Raw genomic sequence first — 24303 nt, forward strand, 5'->3', positions numbered from 1 at the left:
CAAACACCATGTGGCGTCAGGGACAAGCCCCGGCAACAAGCAGGAACTCGCCGAGGAGGCCCGGACCCATCTACGCCGCCGTCAGAACCAGCCCGGCAGGGTGAAAGCGTTCTTCGGCAAACAAGAAGTCCGCTACGCCGCGGACTGAACACGCCACATTTGCCTTACCCATCAATAGAACACTCGTAGCCACTCACGAGCCACCCACCTTGCCGCGCTCTGCGACATGGGCGGGGACTGGAATCCCTACCACCTCCGCGCAGGGCTCCGGGTCTCCGAAAACTGTGCGGACGGGCAGGACCCCGGCCCAGGCCTCGTTCGCGTCGATGTCTTCCTGGTCGTCCCCGGGGCCGGTGGCGCGGATCTTGAGGGAGGCTTCGGCCAGGTCCAGCGCGAGCACCGAGACCGCGGCGAACTCCTTGGCGTTGACGTCCCGCGCGTGTTCCCAGGAGCCCGGCGCGAGGTGGTCGGTGATCACGTGCAGCGCGTGGGTCTTCGCGTCGATGTCCACGATCGGCTTGGCCTGGCCGAGGATCACGGCGCTGCGGTAGTTCATCGAGTGGTTGTTGATCGAGCGCGCGTAGACGATCCCGTCGAGCTGGGTCACCGTGACGCAGACCTCGATGCCGCCGCCGGCCAGCCGCAGGCTGCTCGCGCCGGTCGAACCGTGCAGGTAGAGCGTGTCGCCGTCGCGGCCGTAGCCCGTCGGCAGCACCAGCGGCGCGCCGTCGCGGACGACGCCGAGGTGGCAGATGAGGGCGTCGTCGAGCAGGGCGTAGAGCGCGGACCGGTCGGTGACCGCGCGGATCTTCCGGCGGCCGAGCGTGGTGCGTTCGGTGGGCGACAGTGGTGGCAGCGAGGACATGCCTCTACTCTGACGGTAGCTAGTGGCCTTGAGAAATGGCCAATTATGGTCTATTTTGAGAAGCCACTTTGGAGGAAACGTGCTGCTCACCGAAACCGCCCTGCCCATCAGCCTGGACAGGGACGCCGACACGCCGTTGGCCGTGCAGCTGGCCGACGCGTTGCGCGACGCCGCCGCGACAGGGCACCTTCGAGGCGGCGACAGGCTGCCGTCGACGCGGGCGCTGGCGGATCGGCTTCAGGTGAGCCGCACGGTCACGTCGGCCGCGTACGAGCAGCTGCACGCCGAGGGCTGGATCGCCGGTCGCCACGGCTCGGGGACGTACGTGACCACCTCGCCACCTGGCGACCGGCCCGTCGGCGGGGCCGTCTTCGGTGAGGAACACGAACCGGCCGAGCTGCTCGACCTCACCCCGGGCGTCCCCTGGGCCGAAGGCCTCGACCAGGCCGCCTGGCGACGCGCGTGGCGGGCGGGCGGTGACGCGTCCCCGTTGTTCAAGGCCCACCGCGCCGGGCTGGTCGAGTACCGCGCGGCCGTCTCCGAGCATCTGCTGCGCCACCGCGGGCTCGCCGCCGGGACGGATTCGGTGCTCGCGACCGGCGGGACGACGGCCGCCGTCGTCGAACTCGCCGCCGCGGTGCTCAGCTCGGGCGACGTCGTCGCCGTGGAGGAGCCGGGCTACCAGCGGGCCGTCCAGGCGTTCCGGCACGCGGGGCTGCACGTCGTCGGCGTGCCTGTCGACGGCGAGGGCCTGCGGCCCGACGCGGTGCCGCCCGGCGTGCGCGCGGTCTACTGCTCGCCCGCGCACCAGTACCCGATGGGCAGCCGGATGAGCGCGTCTCGCCGCGTCGAGCTGGTGGAACGCGCCCGCACGGAGGACATGCTGCTCATCGAGGACGACTACGACGGCGAGCTGCGGTTCGACGTCGCACCGCTGCCGCTGCTGGCCGCGCTCGCGCCGGACGTCGTCGCGCATCTGGGCACCACGAGCAAGATCCTCACCCCGACGCTGGGCGCCGGGTGGATGGTCGCGCCGCCGTCGGTCACCTCGGCCGTGCTGCAGTACCGCGAGCGGACCGGCACCAGGCCGTCGCCAGCCGGTCAGCGCGTCCTGGTCGAGCTCGCGCGCAACGGCGATCTCGGCCGGCACCTGCGGAAGTTGCGGCGCGAGCTGTCCGAACGGCGTTCGATGCTCTCCAGCGCGCTCACCGCGGCCGGAATCCCGCTGCTCGGCGACGACGCCGGCGCGCACCTCGTCGTCCCGTTCGACTCCGCGGGGACGGAACGGGACCGGCTGGCCGAGGCCGTCTGCCAAGGGATCCGGCTGGACGGTCTCTCCCGGCATTTCGCCGGGACGCCGACAGCGCACGGCGCCGCCATCGGCTACGCGGGCTGTTCCAGGGAGGCCCTGCACGGCGCGCTGGACACGCTGGTCGGCTTACTGCGCTGAGGCTCATAGTGCAAGAGCCCGGTAGGGTGACCCGCTATGAGCTCTCCCAAAACCCGTGTCGCCGTCGTGTTCGGTGGTCGTAGTTCCGAGCACACGATCTCGTGTGTTTCGGCAGGTAGCGTGCTCGCGAACCTCGACAAGGATCGCTTCGAAATCGTGCCGATCGGCATCACCCGCGAGGGCGGCTGGGTGCTCGGCACCAGCGACCCCGAGGCGCTGGCGATCCAGGGCCGGGAGCTGCCTTCGGTGAGCAGTGAGACGACGCTCGTCCTGGCGGGCGACCCGACGAACCGGGAACTCGCGACCCTCGCGCCGGGTGCCGAGGTCGAGGCGCTGGCCGCCGTCGACGTCGTCTTCCCCGTGCTGCACGGCGCCTTCGGTGAGGACGGCACGATCCAGGGTCTGCTGGAGCTCGCCGACACCCCGTACGTGGGTGCGGGCGTGCTCGCCAGCGCGGCCTCGATGGACAAGGAGTTCACCAAGAAACTCCTTGCCGCCGAAGGACTCGCTGTCGGCACCTATGTGAGCCTGCGCCGGGGAGAGTCCACCTTGGATGACGCCGACCGCGAGCGGCTCGGCCTGCCCGTGTTCGTCAAGCCGGCCCGCGCCGGGTCGTCGATCGGCATCAGCAAGGTCACCTCGTGGGACCAGCTGGACGCCGCGATCGAACTGGCCCGTAAGACCGACCCGAAGGTGCTCGTCGAGGCCGCCGTCGTCGGCCGCGAGGTCGAATGCGGAGTCCTGGAGTACCCGGACGGCCGTGTCGAAGCGTCGCTGCCCGCCGAGGTCCGCGTGCTCAGCGAAGAGTCGGACGCCTGGTACGACTTCGAAACCAAGTACCTCGGCGAGGACGCCGAACTCGACATCCCGGCGAAGCTGAGCGACGAGCTCACCGAGCGCGTGCGCGCCGCCGCTGTCGAGGCGTTCCGCGCGCTGGACTGCCAGGGCCTCGCGCGGGTCGACTTCTTCGTCGACGCCGAGGGCGGCCTGATCATCAACGAGGTCAACACCATGCCCGGCTTCACCACGAAGTCCGCTTACCCGAAGATGTGGGAAGTGACCGGCGTCGACTACCCGACGCTGCTCGCCACCCTCGTCGACACCGCCATCGCGCGAGGCACCGGCCTCCGCTAGCCCTCTTCACCTCCGAATATGTCGACAACTTATTCAAATAAGTTGTCGACATATTCGGAGGCTCAGAAGCGGAGGGGGACGGCGGGGAGTTTGGCGGCGACGGCGGCCGAGATCTCCTGCAGGGGGCCGGTGCCGGAGGTGTCCGGGACGGTCAGCGCGAGGTAGACCGCACGGTCCACCACGAACCACGTCGCCGAGCCCTCGCCCTGCACTTGCAGCCACTGGACGCCGTCGATCACGCGCAGCTGGGCTGTCGGCGTGAGTTCCGGCGGCGCGTCGAGACCGCAGCGCAGGACCACGGGGTCGGTGTCCCCCCAGGCGACCGTCGACGGCGGCGCGGGGGCGGCCAGCTCGCGCACGCCCAGCTTCTCGCCGTTCGACGTCAGTTCGGTGGGGATGCCCGCGATCAGCGCCGCGCATTGCGGCGAACCGGCCTGCGGTGCGGGGACCGGCACCAGCGGCAGCGGCCCGGCCGTGACGTCTTCGCTGTTGCCCGCCATGAGGCCGAACACCGCCACGCCGGCCGCCAGCGCCACCGCGATCACGGTGGCGATGATGATCAATCCGCGCGGAGGTGCTCCGGTGTCCGTTTCCACGTGTCCACTACAGCATGGTTCAGAGGTGCACTACCGGGCAGGTCAGCGTGCGAGTGATGCCGTCCACGTTCTGTACCTTGGCGACGACGAGCTGGCCCAGCAGGTCCACACTGTCGGCGGCGGCCCTGACGATGACGTCGTACGGCCCGGTCACATCCTCGGAGCTCGTCACGCCAGGGATACCGGAGATCTCGGCCGCGACCGCGGCGGCCTTGCCGACCTCGGTCTGGATGAGGATGTATGCGTGAACCACGGCGCGCCCCTTCGTCTGATCCTGTTCGCTCAAGGTAGGAACTAAGAACGTACCCGAACTTGGGAAAAACATAGGGCATCCGACTATCGGTGACCAACATTCATGCGCACGGAACGAACGGAGGTGACAGGTGTCACCGCAGGGGATACCGGAGAACGGCACAGTCGCCGAGGCGGGCGAGTTCGGGCTGATCCGGGCGATCACGCAGGGACGTCGTCAGCCGGCGTCCACTTTGCTCGGTCCGGGGGACGACGCCGCCATCGTGGCCGCGCCGGATTCACGGGTCGTGGCGACCACGGATGTGCTGGTGCAGGGGGTGCATTTCCGCCTCGACTGGTCGAGCCCGGAGTACGTCGGGCGCAAGGCTGTCGCGGTGAACCTCGCGGATATCGCGGCGATGGGCGCGACCCCGACGTCGGTCCTCGTCGGCCTGGCCTGCCCCGCCGATACCCCGGCGTCGGTCATCACCGAGCTCACCGAAGGAATGTGGATCGAAGCCGCGCGCGCGGGTGTCGGTGTCGTCGGCGGGGACATGGTGCGAGCCGATCAGCTGGTGATCAGCATCACCGCGCTCGGCGACCTCGGCGGCCGCGCCCCGGTCACGCGCTCGGGCGCACGACCGGGTGACGTCGTCGCGGTCTGCGGTCGGCTCGGCTGGGCCGCGGCCGGGCTCGCCGTGCTGGGCCGGGGCTTCCGCTCGCCGGTCAACGTCGTCAACGCGCAGCGCTGCCCGGAACCGCCGTACGAAGCCGGGCCGAAGGCCGCCGACGAAGGCGCGACCTCGATGATCGACGTCTCCGACGGCCTGCTCGCCGATCTCGGTCATATCGCCGAGGCTTCGGATGTCGGCATCGACGTCGAGACCAAGCGGGTCGCCATCCCGACGCGCCTGGCCGAGGTCGGTTCGGCGCTGGGTTCGGACCCGCTGCGCTGGGTGCTGACCGGCGGGGAGGATCACGCGCTGGCGGCGACTTTCCCGTCGTTCGTCGACCTCCCCGAAGGCTGGACGCGCATCGGTTCGGTGACCATGCCCGGCTCCGGGGTCACGGTCGACGGGAAGGCGTACGACCAGTCTGGTGGCTGGGAGCACTGGCGTTAGTCTCCGTGCCGTGGACATTCGAGTTGCCGCCTATGACGATCCCGACGCGGCGAAGTTGATCGCGGCGGTGCAACAGGAGTACGTCGTGCGCTACGGCGACATCGACGCCACCCCGGTCGAGGTCGCCGAGTTCCTCGCACCGCGCGGGATCTTCCTCGTCGGCTACCTCGACGGCGTGCCCGTCGCGTGTGGTGCCTGGCGCGCGCATGACGGACCGGCGCCGGATTTCCGGCCCGGCGACGTCGAGCTGAAGCGCATGTACGTCGCGCCTTCGGTGCGCGGCAAGGGATTCGCGCGCGCGATCCTTTCCGAACTCGGACGCACGGCGGCCGCCGCGGGCCGTCTCCGCGCGGTGCTCGTTACCGGCACCGAGCAACCCGAGGCCATGGCGCTGTACGCGTCGTCGGGCTACCACGCGATCGACAATTTCGGCCCTTACCAGAACGAGCCGGAATGCCGCTGCTTCGCCAAAGCGCTCACGGAGTCAGCCGTAGCATGACGACGCCGTGCGATGCCACATTCGCCGACAACGTGCCGTCGCTCGTGCCGAGATCGGTGTGCTGCCACAGGTCGCGCACCCGCCAGTTTCCCGGCACCGACGCGGAAATCTGAGCGGCCGTGTCACCCAGGTTCAGCAGCACCACCGCGAAACCGCCGTCCGACAGCTGTTTCCCCCACACCTCCGTGCTTCCCGACGTCGACAGCCGATGGCCCTGCGCCACGGCGAAATCCTGATCGACGGCGATGACTTCGTCGTTGAGCAGCGTGGCTTTGCTGGTGTCGCTGAGCTTCGCCGGGTCGGTGCCCGCGAACAGCGGCGCGTTCAGGAGCGCCCACATGCTGAAATGGGCGCGGTTCTCGTCGTCGGTGAGCGTGCCATTGCCGACCTGGAGCATGTCCGGGTCGTTCCAGCCGCCGGGCGATCCCGTGTAGTCGGCGACCGCGGCCTGCTCGTCGATCACCGACGCCACGGATGTCCACTCGGGAACGAGGTCGAACGTCGTGCGCCAGAGGTTCGCCACTGGGCGCGCCCAGGTCCACGGTTCCGAGACGCCGTATTCCGAGATGGCGTAGACGATCGGACGGCCGACGCTCGCGAGCTCGTCGCGCATCTTGGCGAACGCGGGTTCGCGATCGAGGCCGTCGTTGGTGTCGGCGTTGCACCAGTCGTACTTGAGATAGTCGACTCCCCAGGCCGCGAACGTTTGCGCGTCCTGCCGTTCGTGTCCGAGCGAGCCGATTCCCCGGGCCGGGTAGGCGTCGTTGGCCATCGCGCAGGTCGCGCTGCCCGGGACGGCGTAGATCCCGAACAGCAGCCCGCGAGAGTGGACGTACGCGGCGAGCGCGCCTATCCCGCTGGGGAACCGCGTCGGATCGGCCGGCAACGAACCGTCGGTACCGCGAGCGGCGGCCTGCCAGCAGTCGTCGACCACGACGTACTGGTAGCCCGCGTCACGCATCCCCGTGCTCGCCAGTGCGTCGGCGGCGTCGCGGACCACCTGCTCGGTGAGGTCGTAGCAGCGGACCTGGTTCCAGCTGTTCCAGCCCATCGGCGGGGTGCGCGCGAGCCCGTTGCCCAGCGGCCGCGGCTCGGGGGAGGGCCAGGACAGGATTGCCGCGAGCGCGACCAGTACGAGCGCGAGTGCGCCCAAGCCAAGGCGTTTGTTCTGCGTGTCGATGACCGTGATCCAATCGCACCGGACGTGAAACCGCAGTTCTGGAGGCAACATGGCGATCTACGCGCTCGGCGACCTCGAACCCCGTATCCACCCCGACGCCTACGTGCATCCCGACGCGACCCTGATCGGGGACGTCCGGATCGGCGCGCACGCGTCGGTGTGGCCGCAGACAGTGCTGCGCGGCGACCATGGCTACATCGAGATCGGCGAGCGGTCGAACGTCCAGGACGGCTGTGTCCTGCACTGCACCGAGCAGCACCCGACCATCCTCGGCCCGTCCTCGGCGATCGGGCACGCCGTGCACGTCGAAGGCGCCACGATCGGCACCGGCTGCCTGATCGCGTCCGGCTCGGTGGTGCTCAACGGAAGTGTGATCGAGGACGGCGGCATGGTCGGCGCGGGCGCGGTGCTGTCCTACGGCTTCCACGTGCCGTCCGGGCAGGTGGCCCTGGGCGTTCCCGCCAAGACGCGGCCGAACAACTCCTTCGGACCCGACATGATCAAGCTGGTCGTCGACGGTTATGTCGAGCGGGCGAAGTACTTCAGTACCGCGCTCAGGCGCATCGACTCCTAGCGATAGAGTGCGCCGCCGTGACAGCGCGTCCTTTGAACGAGATTGTCGAAGCAGGCTGGGCGGAAGCCCTCGAACCCGTCGCCGCGCAGGTCGCGACGATGGGGGAATTCCTGCGAACCGAGATAGCCGCAGGTCGCACGTACCTGCCCGCCGGGGAGCACGTGCTGCGGGCGTTCAAGCAGCCGTTCCACGACGTGCGGGTGCTGATCGTCGGCCAGGATCCCTATCCGACCCCCGGGCACGCCATCGGCCTGTCGTTCGCCGTGGCGCCCGACGTCCGGCCGCTGCCGAAGAGCCTGGTGAACATCTACAAGGAGTACGCCGACGACCTCGGCCACCCGCTGCCGTCCAACGGTGACCTCACGCCGTGGGCCGAGCAGGGCGTGCTGTTGCTCAACAGGGCGCTGACGGTCCAGCCCGGCAAGTCCAACGCCCACCAGGGCAAGGGCTGGGAAGACGTCACCGAGCAGGCGATCAAGGCCCTCGCGGCCCGCGACGAGCCGCTCGTGGCCATCCTGTGGGGGCGCAACGCCCGCAACCTGAAGCCGATGCTCGGCAAGGTGCCGTGCATCGAGTCGGCCCACCCGAGCCCGCTATCGGCGCACGCCGGTTTCTGGGGCTCGAAGCCGTTCAGCCGGGCGAACGAACTGCTGGTCCAGCAAGGCGCCCAGCCCGTGGACTGGAAACTGCCCTAGGCAGCTCTCCTTCGCCATCTGTCGACAGATGGCGAAGGAGGGTGGGGACGGCAAAAGGCCCGGGGGACCGAAGTCCACCGGGCCTTTTGAGCACCCAAACTGTGTTGCATCCAGCCTGTATTGCATCCAAACTGTGTTGCATCCAAAAAAACGAGCGACCAGCTCAGCCGCGCACAACCTTGCCAGCCTTGATGCAAGAGGTGCACACGTTCATGCGCTTGCGCTGCGACAGACCGATCTTGGCGTGCACGGTCTGAATGTTCGGGTTCCACCGACGGTTGGTACGACGGTGGGAGTGCGAGACCGACTTGCCGAAGCCGGGACTCTTGGCACAGACGTCGCACACGGCAGCCACGTCGAACTCCTTCAAATCAGTGAAAAAGACAGTCAGCCCAGATGACTGGGCAACTCGAACATAGTAACCAGCGCAATCCGAGCCCTCCGAACCAGGGTCGATACCCTGCCTTTGAGCAGCATGGAGGTCAGGGGATTGCGGGTACTGGACGCGGCGGCGGTGACTGCCTGGGCGGCGGCCATCACGGGCAGCTTGGACGTGTTGCGCCCGGATATCGACGGTATCAATGTCTACCCGGTGGCGGACTCCGACACGGGGTCGAATCTGCTGCACACGATGCTCGGCGCGCGCGACGCGCTGGCCGACGCGGAGCCGGTGGACGTGGCCGACGCGCTCGGCCGTCTCGCGCAGGGCGCGGTGGCCTCGGCGCGGGGTAACTCCGGGGTCATCATGTCCCAGGTCATCAGGGGTTTCGCGGAGGCGGCGGCCCACGGCGGGGAGTTCGACGGCGTCGGGCTGGCGTCGGCGTTCGGGTACGCCGACAAGGCCGCGACAGGGGCCGTGACGCGCCCGGTCGCGGGCACGATCCTGACCGTTCTCCACACCGTCGCGGCCGCTGTACGCGGTGAGACGAGGTCGCTGAAGGAGGTCGCCGTGCGGGCCGCGGCGGTCGCTTCGGCGGCGCTGGAGGAGACGCCGAACCAGTTGCCGGTGCTCGCGCAGGCCGGGGTCGTCGACGCCGGCGCGCGCGGGCTGGTCGCGGTGCTCGACGCGCTCGTCGGTGTGATCACCGGCACAACGGCGGAGCCGGCGCACTCGCTCGCGGCGCTGCACGCCCACGCGGCCCCGGCGGCGCACGCCTGGGAGGTCATGTACCTGCTCGACGGCGTCGAGGAGCCCGCCCTTCCCGCGCTGCGACGCGCGTTGAGCGGCCTCGGCGACAGTGTCACCGTGGCCGGGGACGGCGCGGGCAGCCACGCCGTGCACGTCCACTGCGCGGACATCGGCGCGGCCATCGAAGCCGGGATCGACGCCGGGCGTCCGCGCAAGATCCGGGTCGAGCCGCTGATCACGCCGACGCCGATCGAAATCGGCGGCGGCGTCGACCGCACGGTGGTCGCCGTCGTACACGGCGGCGCGCTGGCCGAGGTGCTGCGCGCGGAGGGGGTCGCGGTGCTCGCGGTCCCGTCCGGCTCCATCCCGACCGTCGAGGAGATGCTGGGCCTGATCAACGAAGCCGCGGGCACACACGTCACCGTGCTGCCGGGCGGCGTGGACCTCACCGGTGCGGCGGACGCGGCGGCCGGGCTCGTGCTGGCCGGGGACCGGGACGTCGTGGTCATCCCGTGCGCGTCGCCGGTGCAGGTGCTCGCCGCGCTCGCGGTGCACGATCCCGCCAGGCGCACCAACGACGACGTCGTGGCGATGGCCGAAGCGGCCGCGGCCACCCGGCGCGGTGAGCTGGTGATCTCGCGCGAGGAGTCCCTCACCTGGGTCGGCCGGGCGCAGGCCGGGGACATGATCGGCCTGATCGACGACGAGGTCGTCCTCATCGAGCCCGCGCCGGCTTCGGAGACCAACCTCGTCGCCGCCGCGATGAGCCTGCTCAACCGCATGCTCGGCGCCGGTGGTGAGCTGGTCACCGTGCTGACCGGGGTGAGCGCGCCGGACGGTCTCGGCGCCGAGTTGGGCGAGCAGGTGCGGCTGGAGCATCCTGAAGTGGAACTGACGAGCTATTCCAGCGGGCAAGCGGACACTGTGTTGTTGATCGGGGTTGAATAGGGGCGATGAGCGAGCTTCGCGACAAGCTGACACCGTTGCTGGGCGCCAAAACCGCGAAGGCACTGGGCAAGGCGCTGGACATCCACACCGTGAGCGACCTGCTGCGCCACTACCCGCGCCGCTACGCCGAGCGCGGTGAGCTGACCGATATCGGCGGCCTGGAGATCGGCGAGCACGTCACCGTGATGGCCAGGGTCGAGAAGGTCACCTCGCGGCAGATGAAAGCCCGCTACGGCACCATGCTCGAGGTGGTGATCACCGACGGGAAACGCAAGCTGCAGTGCGCGTTCTTCACCCAGGCGGCCAAGCACACCAAGGATTTGGTGGTCGGCAAGAGCGGCCTGTTCGCCGGCAAGGTGACCGTTTTCCGGGACGCGCTGCAACTGGCGAACCCCGAGTACGAGCTGCTCGACGAGACGGCCGACCCCACCGCGATGGAGACCTTCCTCGCCGAGATGATCCCGGTTTACCCTGCCGCGCAAGGGGTTCCGACCTGGTCGATCGTCAAGTGCGTCCGCCAGGTGCTCGACACCCTCGACGTCGCCGAAGACCCGATGCCGCCGGAACTGCTGGCGCGCTACGGGTTCACCAGCCTTGACCAGGCGCTGCGGAACATCCACCGCCCGTCGAACTGGGGCGAGCTGGAGAACGCGCGCAAGCGGCTCAAGTGGGACGAAGCCATGGCCATTCAGCTGATTTTCGCGCAGCGGCGGTATTCCGCGGTGTCGCGACCGGCATTGGCCAACCCGCACAAGGACGGCGGCCTGCTCGACGCGTTCGACAAGCGGCTCCCGTTCGAGCTCACCTCCGGCCAGAAGGACATCGGCGAGACGCTCGCGGCCGACCTCTCCGGCGTACACCCGATGAACCGGCTGCTGCAGGGTGAAGTCGGTAGCGGTAAGACCATTGTGGCCTTGCGCGCGATGCTGCAGGTGGTCGACTCCGGGCGGCAGGCCGCGATGCTCGCGCCGACCGAAGTCCTGGCGTCCCAGCACGCCCGGTCGCTGCGGGAGATGCTCGGCGACCTCGGTATGGCCGGTGAACTCGGTGCCGCCGACAACGCCACGAAGGTGACGCTGCTGACGGGATCGATGGGCGTCAAGGAGCGCAGGCAGGCGCTGCTCGACACGGTCAGCGGCGCGTCGGGCATCATCGTCGGCACGCACGCGATCATCCAGGACACGGTTTCCTTTGCGGACCTGGGTTTTGTCGTGGTCGACGAGCAGCACCGCTTCGGTGTCGAGCAGCGCGACGCGTTGCGTTCGCGGGGCGCGGACTCCACCAGCCCGCACGTACTGGTCATGACGGCGACGCCCATTCCCCGTACGGTCGCGATGACGGTCTACGGCGATCTGGAAATCTCGGCACTGCGCGAAATGCCGGTCGGGCGCTCGCCGATCGCGACCACGGTCGTGCCGGTCGCGGAGAAGCCCGCTTGGCTCGACAGGGTGTGGCAGCGGGTCGCCGAAGAGGTCGGTAAGGGACATCAGGCGTACGTCGTCTGCCCGCGGATCGGTGACGAACCGGCGTCCGACAAGGGCGACAAACGTCCGCCGCTCGCCGTGCTCGATGTCGCGCCGGAGCTGGAAAACGGGCCGCTCAAGGGCCTGAAGGTCGGCGTGCTGCACGGCCGCATGCCCGCCGACGAGAAGGACGCGTCGATGCAGGCCTTCACCGCCGGGAAGGTGGACGTGCTCGTCGCGACCACGGTGATCGAGGTCGGCGTCAACGTGCCCAACGCGACGGCCATGGTGATCCTGGACGCCGATCGTTTCGGCGTCAGTCAGCTGCACCAGCTGCGCGGCCGCGTCGGCCGGGGGAAGGTGCCCGGAATCTGCTTGCTGGTCACCGAAACCCTCGACGGCACGGCGACCCGCGAGCGGCTGGCGGCGGTCGAGTCCACAACGGACGGTTTCGAACTGTCCAGGTTGGACCTCGAACTGCGCCGCGAGGGTGACATCCTGGGCTCGTCGCAGTCCGGCAAGAAGTCCGGGCTGAAGCTGCTTTCGCTGCTGCGGGACGAGGAAGTCATCGCCGAGGCACGGGAGCGGTCGCAGGAGATCGTCGCGGAGGATCCCGCGCTCGGCAAGTACCTCGGCCTGGCGCACATGATCGCCGACGTCGTCGACGCCGAACGCGCCGAATACCTGGACAAGACCTAGGCCCGTCGGGAATTCGTCGGCAGCGGCGGGCGAGTGCCTCATCGGGCCGCGAAGCCTGCCCGGAGGTGCGTACTCAGGGGCGCCGGTTTCCGGGAACGATGCGGCACCATCGGTTCATGAGGACGCATGACGCGGGGCTAACCGGCCCGTGCCCCGAACGCTCGTCACGCCGTGTCCTCGTGCCCGGCGGGGCCCATCCGCTGTCCGCCCTCCAGCGCAGCGTGGGGAACCGTGCGACGCAGCGGTTGCTCGCCGGTGACCTCGTCGTGCAGCCGTACCGGCCGAAAACCGCGATGAACTTCGGCGCCGCCGACACCTCCGCGTTGATCGAGAGCACCTTCAAGAGCCAGAAGAAGGATCCCTGGCTTTCACTGATCACGGTCGAGTTCGACAGCGTCGTGGCCGACTCCAACGGCGTCGACATGCCGAAGGGCATCGCGACCGCCACGTACTTCTCCAACGCCGCGGCGCTCCCGTCGTTCAGCGTCGAGGTGTCCGGCGGACCGCGCGCTCTGCGCAGTGATCCCGGAAACTTCACGGTGGGCCGCATCGAGGGGGTCGGCTACAACGACCCGACGAACGCCGCCGTGATCGCCGCCAACCAAGGCGAAGGAGCGCTCGAGGGACCGAAACGGGGCGCGCATCGGCGGTACACCAAACCCACGGCAGGTCAGACCCCCATGGACGTCTCGGCGTCGATGAGTCTCGCGGTGTTCTACAACGCCGGAGAGGCGCTCCACTTCGCACCGGCCAATGCGGCGTCGCACGGGTGTGTCCACGTCGTCGACTTCGGTCCGCTGACCCAGTTGAACTATCACAGCGTCGTCGGCCTGACGAAGGTGAAGGTCGGCTACACGGGGGCCGCCAAGGCGGCGTTCGCGCCCTGATCGAGCCAGGGCGCGCTGGGCACTAGTACGCCCCCGCTTTGACGGCGATGGCTGTCGAGCGGGCGACGGCGTCCGCGATGGCGTCGGTGACGGGTTCACGGGAGACGAAGAGGCGGTAGAAGATCGGGGCGCAGGCGGCGCGGACGACGTCGACGGGGTCGGTTCCGTCGGGCGCTTCGCCGCGGTCGACGGCTCGCGCCACGATGTCGACGCAGCGCTCGTGCCTGTCGGCGTAGAACACGCGCAGCGCGTCGGCGGCCTGTTCGGACTGGAAACCGGCGGAGACCGACGCCGTCGGCAGCGCGGAGACGGCCGGGTTGGTGAACCAGTGGACGAGTTCGCGGGTGAGGCTCGCGAGGTCGCCTTCCAGCGTGCCGGTGTCCGGCGCCTTCCAGTCCTGTTCGGTGCCGAGGAGGAGCGCTTCGGCGACCAGGCCTTCGGCGTTGCGCCAGCGGCGGTACAGCGTCGTCTTGTGGATCCCGGCACGTTCGGCGACGGCCTCGACGGTCAGCGCGGCGTAACCCCGCTCGGCGAGTTCGTCGAGGGTCGCTTGGAGAACCGCGAGCCGGGTGCGCTCGGTGCGGCCGCCGGGGCGCGTTTTCTCGGTTGCCAACTGCTACTCCTGTTGCGTTAGTGTCCCCAGTATGTCAGAACTCGACTTCACCACCCCGTTTTCGCTCGACCGGCTCGCCGAGTTGATCGGCGACGCGAAGATCGTCGCGATCGGCGAGAACAACCATCACGTCCGCGAGTTCGGCACGCTGCGGGACCAGGTGCTGCGCTTCCTGGTGGAGCGGCACGGCTTCAGCGTGCTCGGCTTCGAGTCGGGGTTCGCCGAGGGCGAGCTCGTCGACGACTGGCTGCGCGGCGGGCCGGGCGAGGTCGCCGACATCGGGCGCGACGGGTTCACCTTCTCCCTCGGCGACTCCGACGAGATGCACGAAATGCTGACCTGGCTGCGAACGCGGGACGTGCGGTACGCCGGGTTGGACGTGCCCAGCTCGGCCGGTTCGCCGCTGCCCGCGCTGCGAGCCGTTCGCGAGTTCGTCGAGGCGGCCGATCCGGCGGCGGTGGCGCTGGTGGATCAGGCGATCGCGGCGACCGGGCCGTACTCGGGGGCGAGCAGCGCGGTGGCGCCCGGGCTCTGGGCGGCGATGGACACGGCCGCGCAGGACGCGGCGACGGCCGCGCTCACGGTTCTCGTGGGGCGGATGGAATCGCTCAGGCCGGTCTACCCAGAGGGTGGGGAGGTGGCGGTGCACCACGCGATCGGCGCGCTGCGCGTCGACACGTATCTGCGGGAGGTCGACGCGATGATGAACGGGCGGGGCTCGGCGTTGAACGCTTCTTCGCGGGACGAGTACATGGCGTCGACCGTCCGTTTGCTGCGGGAGATCCATGGGCCGGACGCGCGGATCGTGCTGATGCTCCACAACGGACATCTGCAGCGGATTCCGTTCCAGGCCATGCCGACGATGGCGATCTCGTCCACCGGCTCGCATCTGGTCAGGGCTTTCGGTGACGATTATTTCGCGCTGGGCCTTACGGCTGGGGTGGGGACCACGACGGGGCTTGAACCGGACGAGGGTGCGCGGCTTGGCTTCCGGGTTTACGAGCAGGCGCTCGGGGAGCCGGTTGAGGGCAGTGTCGAGCGGGCTTTTGCTGGGCAGGGACCGTCTTTGGTGGACTTGCGGGCGGCTCTGGCCAAGGGCATCTCCGGGTCGGGCAGCATCCGGCACGCCCACATGCAGTCCGAAGTGGACGTCGTGAGCGCGTTCGACGCGATGGTGTACCTGCCCGAGATGCACGTATCCCGTCATGTGGTGGGCTCGTGAGTGGCAACGAGTGTTCTAACACTTGTTGCCACTCACGACCCCCGCCGGGCAGCATGATCCATGTTGACCGGATCGGGGGACAAGTTGATGTTGTGGAGTCCGGTTACGGAGGGTAGACGCATGGTATGCAAAAACGACTGATACGTAACGCGCTCGCGATGGGACTTTCAGCGGTCGTCGGCGTCGCGGTCGCCTTGCCCGCCCAGGCCGCCACCACCGCGCCGGGGGTGCAGCCCAACCCGCCGGCCTGGGGCCTGGACCGCGTGGACCAGCGCAGCGGCGTCGACCAGAGCTACCACTACGAAACGAACGCCGACCAGGTGACCGCGTACGTCATCGACAGCGGGATCGACGCCAGGCACCCCGAGTTCGAGGGCCGGGTCGAGCCGGGCGTGAACCTCGCGGACGGTAACAACGACACCTCCGACATCAACGGCCACGGCACGCACGTCGCCGGGATCATCGGCGGCAAGACCTACGGCATCGCGAAGGACGTCCAGCTGGTTCCGGTGCGCGTGCTCGACAAGGAGGGCGGTGGGACGCCGGAGAGCATCATCGCCGGTATCCAGTGGGTCACCCAGAACGCACGCCAGCCCGCTGTCGCCTTCCTCGGCATCGGCGGGATCCCGAACGACAAACTCGATGCCGCCGTCCGCGCGCTCGCCGCCGTCGTGCCCGTCGCCGTCGCAGCCGGGGGTGAATCGGCCGACGCGAGCGAGTTCTCCCCGGCCCGGGTGACCGAAGCGCTGACCGTCGGCGCCAGCGACATCCTCGACCGCACCGCGTTGACGTCGAATTACGGCCCGGTGGTGGATCTGTATGCGCCAGGCGTGGAAGTGCCGTCCCCCGCGCCGGACGGTCCTGGCGCCGGAGTGCTGTCCGGGACGTCCATCGCCGCGGCCCACGTCACCGGCGCCGCCGCGCTGTACCGGGCGCTGCATCCCAGCGCGACCGCGCCGGAGGTGGCCAAGGCGCTGGTGGACAACGCGACCAAGGACGTGCTGACCGGCGTTCCCGAAGGCACTCCCAACCGTTTGCTCTACACGTTGAGCGTGCGCTGATCGCTCCTCATCGTGCCCGGAGATCGGCTAGGGCTTTGGCGCAGGTTTCGGCGAGCGTTGCCAGGCCGCGCTCGGAAACGATCAGCTGGAAACCGTCCCGGCCACCCAGTGAGAACTCGACATCGTCACCGCTGATGACGTAGCTGACGGCGCAGTCATCGGAGATCTGGGCCCAAGCGTTGACGATGATGTCGTTCACGAGTTTCCTCCTCGTTTTACGCCGACCCCAGACCGAGCATGATGGACACTTGTGCTTCCGCAACACTAGTGTCCCTAGAATAGGGACTCAAGTGTCCATACGCATGCGTCCGAACGAGTGGTATGCGCTGGAAGGGAGGCGTTTCGATGGCTGTCGGCGTGCAGACCATTTCCCGGGTTCTCCTCGGCGAGGCCCTCAAACAGCTTCGATCCGAGGCTGGCGTGACACTCGACGCCGCCGCCAAGGTGGTCGGAAAGGATCGCCCGCGGCTCGTGAAGGTGCTCGACGGCAAAGCGACCCTCTCGACCGAGGAACTCGAAACGCTGGTCGACTTCTTCGGCGCGCAGGACCCCGCGCGGGCCGAGATCCTCACCTTGGGGATCGAAGCGCGCAAGCGGGCGACAGCCGGGCCGTACCTGGACCTGGCTCCGGGCTCGTTCCGCCGGATCGCCTGGCTCGAGGCGATGGCCAAGGACATCTGGACCTACGAGAGCGGCATCATCCCGCTATTCCTCCAGTCCCCGGAGTACGTCGACGCGGTACTGCGGACCGCCGAGGACATCTGGTGGGAAGGGGTCCGGGCCGATCTTGTGGCTTTCAGGCTGGAACGGCAACGGCGGGTTCTGGAGGCCGACACGCCGAAGCGGGTCGAGGTGATTCTGACCGAGGCTTCGCTGTCCGTGATGGTCGGAAATCCCGAGGTCATGCAGGGTCAGTTGGAGCACATGCTGGCCATGCTCGATCGTTTCCCGGGGCTGAAGGTCCGGATGGTGCCTACCGCTACTGCCGGTAACCCGGCCCCAGTCGGCGGTTTGATCATGCTGCGCTTCGGCGAGGTACTGCGACCGGTAGGGTTCCTGCCGGTTGCCTACGGCCCTTCGGTCTACTTCGACGAAGTCGAGGACACCGAACGTATTTTGCGTGCCTTCACGAGACTTCGGGACCTGGCTTTGTCCTCGGAGGACACAAGGGCGTTCTTCGACAAAAAGCTTGAGGAGAGTAAGTGAGTTCGGACGCCGGCTGGTTCAAGAGCAGCTACAGCAGTGGTGGTAACGACTCCTGTGTTGAGGTCCGCATTTCCACCGCCGTCGAAGTCCGGGACACCAAGGACCGTGACTCCGGTTCACTGCATCTGCCCGCGTCCGCCTGGGAAGCGTTCCTCAGCGTTCACCGGCGCTGAGGCGCGGTAGTCGATCACGCCGGTTCCGCTCCGCACGACCTGCGAAGATGCGCAACCCGGCTGGATAATGATGTCCATCACCTGGTACGGAACTCCCGCAGAGCGGGACCGACCCGGTACGTTCGTCATCTATTCCTCTTTTACGGGAAGGACCGGGCATGTTTCGCAAGGTTCTGGTCGCCAACCGCGGCGAGATCGCCATCCGGGCATTCCGAGCCGGCTACGAACTGGGCGCGGGCACGGTCGCCGTGTTCCCCCACGAAGACCGGAACTCGCTTCACCGGCTGAAGGCCGACGAGGCGTACGAGATCGGCGAACCCGGCCACCCGGTGCGTGCCTACCTGTCGGTCGAGGAAATCATCGCGGCCGCCAAGAAGGCGGGCGCTGACGCCGTTTACCCAGGTTACGGGTTCCTCTCCGAGAACCCGGACCTCGCGCGCGCGTGTGAAGACGAAGGCATCACCTTCGTCGGCCCGAGCGCGGACATCCTCGAGCTGACCGGCAACAAGGCCCGCGCCATCAAGGCGGCGCGTGAGGCCGGAGTGCCGGTGCTGGGTTCGTCCGAGCCTTCGTCGGACATCGACGAGCTGGTGGCGTCGGCCGAGGAAATCGGTTTCCCCGTGTTCGTCAAGGCCGTCGCCGGTGGTGGTGGCCGCGGGATGCGCCGCGTCGACGACCCGAAGATGCTGCGCGAGTCGATCGAAGCGGCGTCCCGTGAGGCGGAATCCGCCTTCGGTGACTCGACCTGCTTCATCGAGAAGGCCGTGATCGAGCCGCGGCATATCGAGGTCCAGATCCTCGCCGACGGCGAGGGCAACGTCATCCACCTGTTCGAGCGCGACTGCTCGGTGCAGCGGCGGCACCAGAAGGTCGTGGAGCTCGCGCCCGCGCCCAACCTGCCGTCCGAGCTGCGCGACCGGATCTGTGCCGACGCGGTCGCGTTCGCGCGCAAGATCGGCTACCGCAACGCCGGCACCGTCGAGTTCCTGCTCGACCGCGAGGGCAAGCACGTCTTCATCGAGATGAACCCGCGGATCCAGGTCGAGCACACGGTGACCGAGGAGGTCACCGACGTCGACCTCGTCCAGTCGCAGCTGCGCATCGCGGCCGGGGAGACCTTGAGCGACCTCGGGCTCTCGCAGGACAAGATCTACCTGCGCGGGTTCGCGCTGCAGTGCCGTATCACCACCGAGGATCCGGCCAACGGTTTCCGCCCGGACACCGGCATGATCAGCGCCTACCGCTCGCCCGGTGGCTCCGGCATCCGGCTCGACGGCGGGACGGCGTTCGCCGGTACGGAGATCAGCGCGCACTTCGACTCGCTGCTCGTCAAGCTCACGTGCCGTGGCCGTGACTTCAAAACCGCCGTCGGCCGCGCACGCCGTGCGGTCGCCGAGTTCCGGATCCGCGGGGTCGCGACGAACATCCCGTTCCTGCAAGCGGTTCTCGACGATCCGGACTTCCGCGAGGGCCGGGTGACGACGTCGTTCATCGAGCAGCGGCCTCACTTGTTGACGGCAAGGCATTCCGCCGACCGCGGGACGCGCTTGCTGACCTACCTCACCGACATGACGGTGAACCAGCCCAACGGCGAGCGCCCGCGCGCGATCGAGCCGCACACCAAGCTCCCGAAGCTGCCGAAGACCGAACCCGTGGCCGGCTCCAAGCAGAAGCTCGACGAGCTCGGCCCGGAGGGATTCGCCCGCTGGATGCGGGAGTCGCCGCTCGTCGGCGTCACCGACACGACCTTCCGTGACGCGCACCAGTCGCTGCTCGCGACCCGCGTGCGCACCAAGGACCTGCTGGCCGTCGCGCCGGTCGTCGCGCACACGATGCCGCAGCTGCTTTCGGTGGAGTGCTGGGGCGGCGCGACCTACGACGTCGCACTGCGGTTCCTCGCCGAGGACCCGTGGCAGCGGCTCGACGCGCTGCGCAAGGCGTTGCCGAACATCTGCCTGCAGATGCTGCTGCGCGGCCGCAACACCGTCGGCTACACGCCTTACCCGACCGAGGTGACCAACGCCTTCGTCGAGGAGGCCGCGTCCACCGGCATCGACATCTTCCGGATCTTCGACGCGCTCAACGACGTCGAGCAGATGCGCCCGGCGATCGACGCCGTGCGCGCCACCGGAACGGCCGTCGCCGAGGTGGCGCTGTGCTACACCTCGGACCTCTCCGACCCGTCGGAGAAGCTGTACACCCTGGACTACTACCTGAAGCTCGCCGAGCAGATCGTCGGCGCGGGCGCACACGTCCTGGCGATCAAGGACATGGCCGGGCTGCTGCGCGTACCGGCGGCGAAGAAGCTCGTCACCGCGCTGCGCAAGGAGTTCGACCTCCCGGTCCACATCCACACGCACGACACCCCGGGTGGGCAGCTCGCGACCTACCTGGCCGCCATCGACGCCGGTGCCGACGCGGTGGACGGCGCTGTCGCGTCGATGTCGGGCACGACTTCGCAGCCGTCGCTTTCGGCGATCGTCGCGGCGACCGACCACTCCGCGCGGCCGACCGGGCTCGACCTGGAAGCGGTCGGAAACCTGGAGCCGTACTGGGAAATCGTGCGCAAGATCTACGCGCCGTTCGAAGCGGGGCTCGCCTCGCCGACCGGCCGCGTCTATCACCACGAGATGCCGGGCGGGCAGCTGTCGAACCTCCGCACGCAGGCCATCGCACTCGGCCTCGGGGACCGGTTCGAGGAGATCGAGGCGATGTACGCCGCCGCGGACAAGATCCTCGGGCACCTCGTCAAGGTCACGCCGTCGTCCAAAGTGGTCGGTGACCTCGCGCTCCACCTCGTCGGCGCGGGTGTGGCACCGGAGGACTTCGAGGCCGAGCCGAACAAGTTCGACATCCCGGACTCGGTGATCGGTTTCCTGCGCGGCGAGCTCGGCGACCCGCCGGGCGGCTGGCCGGAACCGTTCCGTACCAAGGCGCTGGAAGGCCGCGCCGAGGCCAGGCCGGTGCCGGAACTGTCCACTGAGGACCGTGAAGCGCTGGGCACCGACCGGCGCGCGACGCTCAACCGCCTGCTGTTCCCCGGGCCCACCAAGGAGTACGAGGCGCACCGCGAGCAGTACGGCGACACCAGCGTGCTGCCGAGCAAGGACTTCTTCTACGGGCTGCGCCCTGGCGAGGAGTACCAGGTCGACCTCGAACAGGGCGTCCGGCTGCTCATCGAGCTGGAAGCCATCGGTGAGGCCGACGAGCGCGGTATCCGCACGGTGATGTCCACATTGAACGGCCAGCTCCGGCCGATCCAAGTGCGCGACCGGTCTGTTGCCTCGGACCTGCCCGTCACGGAGAAGGCCGACAAGTCGAACCCGAAGCAGGTCGCGGCGCCGTTCGGTGGCGTGGTCACGCTGCAGGTCTCCGAAGGCGACAAGGTCGAGACCGGGGCCACGGTGGCGACGATCGAGGCGATGAAGATGGAAGCCTCGATCACCGCGTCGGCCGGGGGAACCGTCGGCAGGCTGGCGATCAACAACGTGCAGCAGGTCGAAGGCGGAGACCTTCTCCTCGTCCTGGAGTAGCGCTTTTCGCCGAAAGGGGCCTTCCCGCGCGCTGCGTGGGGAGGCCCCTTTCGGTTAGCTTGGGACCATGCTCATCAACGCGGTGCCGCAGCGGCAAGGGGCAGTGAGCCCACGGGCCGCCGAACTGCCGGCGGGATGTCTGGCGCTCGCGGAGCTGGCCGGGTCGGTGCTGGGGACAGCGGTGAACGTGGTGCCGCAGAGCGAAGCAACGTCGTCCACTGTGGACGGTGTCGCCAACCGGGAAGTACTGGTGGGTGCCAATCGGGCGGCCCAGCTCGCGGCGTTGGAAGCTCCGGGCGGCAAGGTGCTGACCATCGGCGGGGACTGCGGTGTGGAGCTCGTGCCGGTCGGGGTCGCGCGGTTCCGGTACGGCCACGGGCTCGTGGCCGCGTGGTTCGACGCGCACGCGGATCTGAACACGGCGGAGAGCTCGCCGTCCGGCGCCTTCCACGGGATGGTGCTGCGTTCGCTGCTGGGGCAGGGGGACGCGGACTTCGTGGCGAGCCCGGCGTTGGAACGCGCGGTGCTGATCGGGGCACGGGTGTTCGACGACGTCGAGCGGGAGGCTGTCGAAAGCGGGCTGGTCGGGCTTGCGCCTGGTGACCCGGTGGCTGTGCGGGAAGCGCTCGGTGGGGCGCAGTGTGTCTACCTGCATGTGGACTTGGACGTGCTTGACCCGGCCGGGTTCGGCGGGCTCAACTATCCCGAGCCCGGTGGGCTCACGGTGGCGCAGTTGGCCGCCGCGATCGGCGCGCTCGGGGAGTTGGACGTGATCGGCGCCGGGGTCACCGAATGCGTGGGGACCGGGCCGGAGCTGCGTGTCCTGGAACCCGTTCTGGCCGCCATCGGCGCTTTGCTGGCTTGATCGTCCATTCGTACGTACCTGGTGTGGCAGTTGCGCGGTCGCCTGTCGGCTGAATACATATCGACCTTGTGAACTTGTCACCTCTTTGACAAGAAAACGGTTTCTCCTGGGGTTGGTGATACGCCGCGCGTTACTTTTGCGATGTGTCCGGTGTCACGGCCGCGACGATGCGGCGGTGGGGGCGGGATCCGGGCGGAGCAAAGGAGCTGCGATGACGGTGGAGCGCGGACTCGATCAGGCTGCTTCGCCCGCGGCGCTGCCCCGCAAGCTCGCCGACATCCTGCGACCCGAACTCGGCAGTCTCGCCGCCGAGATCGTCGAAGAGATCAGGGCGACGATCCCCGCTTACGCCCGGCCGCTCGATGGCCCGTACGGCAAATCCATCATCGCCGGGGTCGAGTACGCCATCACGCTGTTCGTCGCGCAGATCGCCGATCCGACGGCGTCCAAGGGGCAGTCGCACGAGGTGCACCACCGGCTCGGCCAGAACGAGATGCGCGAGGGCCGCAGCCTGGACACGTTGCAGGCCGCGTACCGCGTCGGCGCGCGGGTGTCGTGGCGGCGGATCATGCGGGTCGGGCGGCGCAGCGGGCTCTCGTCGGCCGTCATGTCGCAGCTCGCGGACGCGATGCTGGGTTTCATGGACGAGCTCGCCTCGGTGGCGCTGGACGGCTACCTGGAGGCGAAGGCGTGCACCGCGGGCGCGCTGGACACCTGGCGCCGCAAGCTTTTGCAGCTGCTGCTGGAAGTCCCGCCCGCGCCGCCCAAAGCCATCGCCGAACTCGCGCAGCTGACCGGCTGGGCGGTGCCGGACGAGGTGACCCCGATCGCCGTCCAGTCCGCCGACGGCGGCATTCCCCGGCGGCACGCGACTTTCGACTCGGACCTGCTCTCGGAACTGGACGGCGCCGAACCGCGATTCGTTGTCCCCGGCCGTGTCACCGGCGCGCGGCTGGCCGCCCTGCAGGCCGCGCTGCCGGACTGCCGGCTGTCCGTCGGCCCCTGCGTCACACTCGACGCTGTCGCCGATTCGCTGCGCTGGGCGAGGACGGCGATCGTCATGATCGACCGCGGCCTGCTCCCGGCGCGGCGGATCGTGTGGGCCGAGGAACACCTGTCGACGTTGCTGGTGAACTCGGACCTGAACCTGATCGCCCGGCTGCGCCAGCGGCTGTTCGGGCCGCTCGACGAGCTGACGGAGAAGCAGCGCGAGCGGATGCTGGAGACGTTGCGGGCGTGGCTGGACACCCAGGGCAACGTCGTCGACATCGCCGAGCGGTTGAAGGTGCACCCGCAGACCGTGCGCTATCGCATGCGGCAACTGCAGACGACCTTCGGCGAGCGGCTGCAGGACGCCAACGCCCGGTTCGAGATGGAACTCGTGCTGCGCGCGGGCGCCACCCAGCCCACACCGAGGTCGAAATGGGGTGCCTACCCGATCAGCGAACTCCTGCCGTCGCAACGGAAGAGCACCCAATGGCTGGCGAACTGACCCTCTCTCTCGCCATCTGTCGACAGATGGCGGCCGTCGGCCGAGGCGCTTTCTCGCCAAAGTGCGTGCGCGGTGGAAAATTTTCACTCCAGCTGGCGGGTCGCGCGGACTCTGCGAGAGAGGCACTTTCGTGAGAAAGTGCGCCGCGTCGTGACCCCAATGCGGCGTTGGGGGCATTGAGCGCCCCCAACGCCGCTTTGGGGTACTTCCAAGCCCACCCCGCGCTATGAAGGGTCCCTTCCTCGGCGAGGACCGTCTGGCGCAACAAGGGATGCAATGCCTTGGCCGAGACGAGGTCAACGGGTCGGCCGAACAATGAACTGAGCTCGTCGCAGAGGTCCTCGATTTCCCAGCCGAGATGGGCGCCAGGTATCAACTCGTACAACAAGTCCACGTCGCTGGCCGTCCGTGCGTCACTCCGGGCGAAGGACCCGAAGAACAGCAGGTTGGCGATGCCGTAGCGAACGCAGACTTCTCGCAGTCGCGCCGGATCGCCCAGCTGTTCGTCCATGTCGTGGTCCTTTGGCTTCGCCATCTGTCGACAGCAATGCCACTGACTTAAGCTCGACTCAAGATCATCATTACCCTGGATGACTGGCATGCCACGCTCCGTGGCGACTCGGGTGTGGGTGCCAGGTGTGGCCAGTGCAGCCGCTTCTGGCATTTT

General features: G+C 68.6%; 24 protein-coding genes. 16 read left to right on the forward strand and 8 right to left on the reverse strand.

Annotated elements, in window-relative coordinates:
• Positions 1-193: 193 nt before the first annotated feature.
• The gene (locus VGP60_RS28955; RefSeq protein WP_327551293.1) at positions 194-865 is read right to left on the reverse strand and encodes a pyridoxamine 5'-phosphate oxidase family protein; all 672 of its coding nucleotides are present in this window, start codon (positions 863-865) and stop codon (positions 194-196) included.
• Between the two features lie 79 nt (positions 866-944).
• On the opposite strand from VGP60_RS28955, the gene VGP60_RS28960 reads away from it, so the two are divergent.
• Positions 945-2315 (forward strand): PLP-dependent aminotransferase family protein, encoded by a 1371-nt coding sequence (locus tag VGP60_RS28960; protein ID WP_327551294.1) that lies wholly within the window; start codon positions 945-947, stop codon positions 2313-2315.
• Between the two features lie 36 nt (positions 2316-2351).
• A complete protein-coding gene (locus tag VGP60_RS28965) occupies positions 2352-3449 on the forward strand; it encodes a D-alanine--D-alanine ligase family protein (RefSeq protein WP_327551295.1) in 1098 nt (365 codons plus the stop codon).
• Between the two features lie 62 nt (positions 3450-3511).
• Here the strand turns inward: VGP60_RS28965 and VGP60_RS28970 are convergent, their stop codons facing one another.
• Together VGP60_RS28970 and VGP60_RS28975 are read right to left on the reverse strand one after the other, a co-directional pair.
• On the reverse strand, positions 3512-4045 hold the full coding sequence (locus VGP60_RS28970; protein WP_327551296.1) for a DUF3515 domain-containing protein: 534 nt from the start codon (positions 4043-4045) through the stop codon (positions 3512-3514).
• A 19-nt stretch (positions 4046-4064) separates the two neighbouring features.
• Entirely contained in the window at positions 4065-4298 is a 234-nt protein-coding gene (locus tag VGP60_RS28975; RefSeq protein WP_327551297.1) for an Lrp/AsnC ligand binding domain-containing protein, read from the reverse strand.
• Positions 4299-4428: 130 nt separating this feature from the next.
• Between VGP60_RS28975 and VGP60_RS28980 the strand changes: the two genes are divergently transcribed.
• Both VGP60_RS28980 and VGP60_RS28985 read left to right on the forward strand, forming a co-directional pair.
• Positions 4429-5397, forward strand: a complete 969-nt coding sequence (locus VGP60_RS28980; RefSeq protein WP_327551298.1) for a thiamine-phosphate kinase — start codon at positions 4429-4431, stop codon at positions 5395-5397.
• A 10-nt stretch (positions 5398-5407) separates the two neighbouring features.
• Positions 5408-5896, forward strand: a complete 489-nt coding sequence (locus VGP60_RS28985; RefSeq protein WP_327551299.1) for a GNAT family N-acetyltransferase — start codon at positions 5408-5410, stop codon at positions 5894-5896.
• Here the strand turns inward: VGP60_RS28985 and VGP60_RS28990 are convergent.
• A complete protein-coding gene (locus VGP60_RS28990; protein ID WP_327551300.1) occupies positions 5874-7127 on the reverse strand; it encodes a glycoside hydrolase family 27 protein in 1254 nt (417 codons plus the stop codon). The two genes, VGP60_RS28985 and VGP60_RS28990, sit on opposite strands and share 23 nt — an antisense overlap.
• Between VGP60_RS28990 and VGP60_RS28995 the strand changes: the two genes are divergently transcribed.
• Both VGP60_RS28995 and VGP60_RS29000 read left to right on the forward strand, forming a co-directional pair.
• Complete coding sequence (locus tag VGP60_RS28995) at positions 7126-7650, forward strand: gamma carbonic anhydrase family protein (protein ID WP_327551301.1); 525 nt, start codon at positions 7126-7128, stop codon at positions 7648-7650. The two genes, VGP60_RS28990 and VGP60_RS28995, sit on opposite strands and share 2 nt — an antisense overlap.
• Positions 7651-7667: 17 nt before the next feature.
• Entirely contained in the window at positions 7668-8345 is a 678-nt protein-coding gene (locus VGP60_RS29000; protein ID WP_327551302.1) for a uracil-DNA glycosylase, read from the forward strand.
• 163 nt (positions 8346-8508) lie between these two features.
• Here VGP60_RS29000 and rpmB read toward each other — a convergent pair whose 3' ends face one another.
• Positions 8509-8700 carry a 50S ribosomal protein L28 gene (gene rpmB, locus VGP60_RS29005; protein ID WP_327551303.1) on the reverse strand — a complete coding sequence of 64 codons (192 nt, stop codon included), beginning with the start codon at positions 8698-8700 and terminating at the stop codon, positions 8509-8511.
• Positions 8701-8835: 135 nt separating this feature from the next.
• Here rpmB and VGP60_RS29010 point away from each other — a divergent pair, with 135 nt between their 5' ends.
• From VGP60_RS29010 to VGP60_RS29020, 3 genes are all read left to right on the forward strand, one after another.
• On the forward strand, positions 8836-10422 hold the full coding sequence (locus VGP60_RS29010) for a DAK2 domain-containing protein (protein WP_327551316.1): 1587 nt from the start codon (positions 8836-8838) through the stop codon (positions 10420-10422).
• Positions 10423-10427: 5 nt separating this feature from the next.
• Positions 10428-12584 (forward strand): ATP-dependent DNA helicase RecG, encoded by a 2157-nt coding sequence (gene recG / locus VGP60_RS29015; protein ID WP_327551304.1) that lies wholly within the window; start codon positions 10428-10430, stop codon positions 12582-12584.
• Positions 12585-12700: 116 nt separating this feature from the next.
• Positions 12701-13471: a hypothetical protein gene (locus VGP60_RS29020; protein ID WP_327551305.1), complete on the forward strand. Its 771-nt coding sequence runs from the start codon at positions 12701-12703 to the stop codon at positions 13469-13471.
• Positions 13472-13493: 22 nt separating this feature from the next.
• Here VGP60_RS29020 and VGP60_RS29025 read toward each other — a convergent pair whose 3' ends face one another.
• On the reverse strand, positions 13494-14084 hold the full coding sequence (locus VGP60_RS29025) for a TetR/AcrR family transcriptional regulator (RefSeq protein WP_327551306.1): 591 nt from the start codon (positions 14082-14084) through the stop codon (positions 13494-13496).
• 31 nt (positions 14085-14115) lie between these two features.
• On the opposite strand from VGP60_RS29025, the gene VGP60_RS29030 reads away from it, so the two are divergent.
• Together VGP60_RS29030 and VGP60_RS29035 are read left to right on the forward strand one after the other, a co-directional pair.
• Positions 14116-15306 carry an erythromycin esterase family protein gene (locus VGP60_RS29030; RefSeq protein WP_327551307.1) on the forward strand — a complete coding sequence of 397 codons (1191 nt, stop codon included), beginning with the start codon at positions 14116-14118 and terminating at the stop codon, positions 15304-15306.
• Positions 15307-15464: 158 nt separating this feature from the next.
• Complete coding sequence (locus tag VGP60_RS29035) at positions 15465-16367, forward strand: S8 family peptidase (RefSeq protein WP_327551308.1); 903 nt, start codon at positions 15465-15467, stop codon at positions 16365-16367.
• A gap of 7 nt (positions 16368-16374) precedes the next feature.
• Here the strand turns inward: VGP60_RS29035 and VGP60_RS29040 are convergent, their stop codons facing one another.
• A complete protein-coding gene (locus VGP60_RS29040) occupies positions 16375-16566 on the reverse strand; it encodes a hypothetical protein (protein ID WP_327551309.1) in 192 nt (63 codons plus the stop codon).
• A gap of 146 nt (positions 16567-16712) precedes the next feature.
• Between VGP60_RS29040 and VGP60_RS29045 the strand changes: the two genes are divergently transcribed.
• The 5 genes from VGP60_RS29045 to VGP60_RS29065 all read left to right on the forward strand — a co-directional run bounded on the left by VGP60_RS29045 (position 16713) and on the right by VGP60_RS29065 (position 23636).
• Positions 16713-17573 (forward strand): Scr1 family TA system antitoxin-like transcriptional regulator, encoded by an 861-nt coding sequence (locus VGP60_RS29045; RefSeq protein WP_327551310.1) that lies wholly within the window; start codon positions 16713-16715, stop codon positions 17571-17573.
• Positions 17570-17746, forward strand: a complete 177-nt coding sequence (locus VGP60_RS29050) for a DUF397 domain-containing protein (RefSeq protein WP_327551311.1) — start codon at positions 17570-17572, stop codon at positions 17744-17746. The genes VGP60_RS29045 and VGP60_RS29050 overlap by 4 nt, the downstream gene beginning before the upstream one ends.
• A 158-nt stretch (positions 17747-17904) precedes the next feature.
• Complete coding sequence (locus VGP60_RS29055; RefSeq protein WP_327551312.1) at positions 17905-21279, forward strand: pyruvate carboxylase; 3375 nt, start codon at positions 17905-17907, stop codon at positions 21277-21279.
• A gap of 67 nt (positions 21280-21346) precedes the next feature.
• On the forward strand, positions 21347-22144 hold the full coding sequence (locus VGP60_RS29060) for an arginase family protein (RefSeq protein WP_327551313.1): 798 nt from the start codon (positions 21347-21349) through the stop codon (positions 22142-22144).
• 211 nt (positions 22145-22355) lie between these two features.
• On the forward strand, positions 22356-23636 hold the full coding sequence (locus VGP60_RS29065; RefSeq protein ID WP_327551314.1) for a helix-turn-helix domain-containing protein: 1281 nt from the start codon (positions 22356-22358) through the stop codon (positions 23634-23636).
• Here VGP60_RS29065 and VGP60_RS29070 read toward each other — a convergent pair.
• Positions 23584-24303 (reverse strand): nucleotidyltransferase family protein (locus tag VGP60_RS29070; protein ID WP_327551315.1); only part of this gene is annotated, 720 nt, incomplete at its 5' end. The two genes, VGP60_RS29065 and VGP60_RS29070, sit on opposite strands and share 53 nt — an antisense overlap.

Origin of the sequence: Amycolatopsis sp. (genome assembly GCF_036008905.1) — a bacterium.
Classification (GTDB): domain Bacteria; phylum Actinomycetota; class Actinomycetes; order Mycobacteriales; family Pseudonocardiaceae; genus Amycolatopsis.

Bases quoted from the DNA above. Each gene is read 5' to 3' on its own strand.
- VGP60_RS28955 (WP_327551293.1), bottom strand. From the start codon at position 865: ATGTCCTCGCTGCCACCACTGTCGCCCACCGAACGCACCACGCTCGGC.
- VGP60_RS28965 (WP_327551295.1), top strand. From the start codon at position 2,352: ATGAGCTCTCCCAAAACCCGTGTCGCCGTCGTGTTCGGTGGTCGTAGT.
- VGP60_RS28995 (WP_327551301.1), top strand. From the start codon at position 7,126: ATGGCGATCTACGCGCTCGGCGACCTCGAACCCCGTATCCACCCCGAC.
- VGP60_RS28990 (WP_327551300.1), bottom strand. From the start codon at position 7,127: ATGTTGCCTCCAGAACTGCGGTTTCACGTCCGGTGCGATTGGATCACG.
- recG (WP_327551304.1), top strand. From the start codon at position 10,428: ATGAGCGAGCTTCGCGACAAGCTGACACCGTTGCTGGGCGCCAAAACC.
- VGP60_RS29020 (WP_327551305.1), top strand. From the start codon at position 12,701: ATGAGGACGCATGACGCGGGGCTAACCGGCCCGTGCCCCGAACGCTCG.
- VGP60_RS29030 (WP_327551307.1), top strand. From the start codon at position 14,116: ATGTCAGAACTCGACTTCACCACCCCGTTTTCGCTCGACCGGCTCGCC.
- VGP60_RS29035 (WP_327551308.1), top strand. From the start codon at position 15,465: ATGGGACTTTCAGCGGTCGTCGGCGTCGCGGTCGCCTTGCCCGCCCAG.
- VGP60_RS29045 (WP_327551310.1), top strand. From the start codon at position 16,713: ATGGCTGTCGGCGTGCAGACCATTTCCCGGGTTCTCCTCGGCGAGGCC.
- VGP60_RS29055 (WP_327551312.1), top strand. From the start codon at position 17,905: ATGTTTCGCAAGGTTCTGGTCGCCAACCGCGGCGAGATCGCCATCCGG.
- VGP60_RS29060 (WP_327551313.1), top strand. From the start codon at position 21,347: ATGCTCATCAACGCGGTGCCGCAGCGGCAAGGGGCAGTGAGCCCACGG.
- VGP60_RS29065 (WP_327551314.1), top strand. From the start codon at position 22,356: ATGACGGTGGAGCGCGGACTCGATCAGGCTGCTTCGCCCGCGGCGCTG.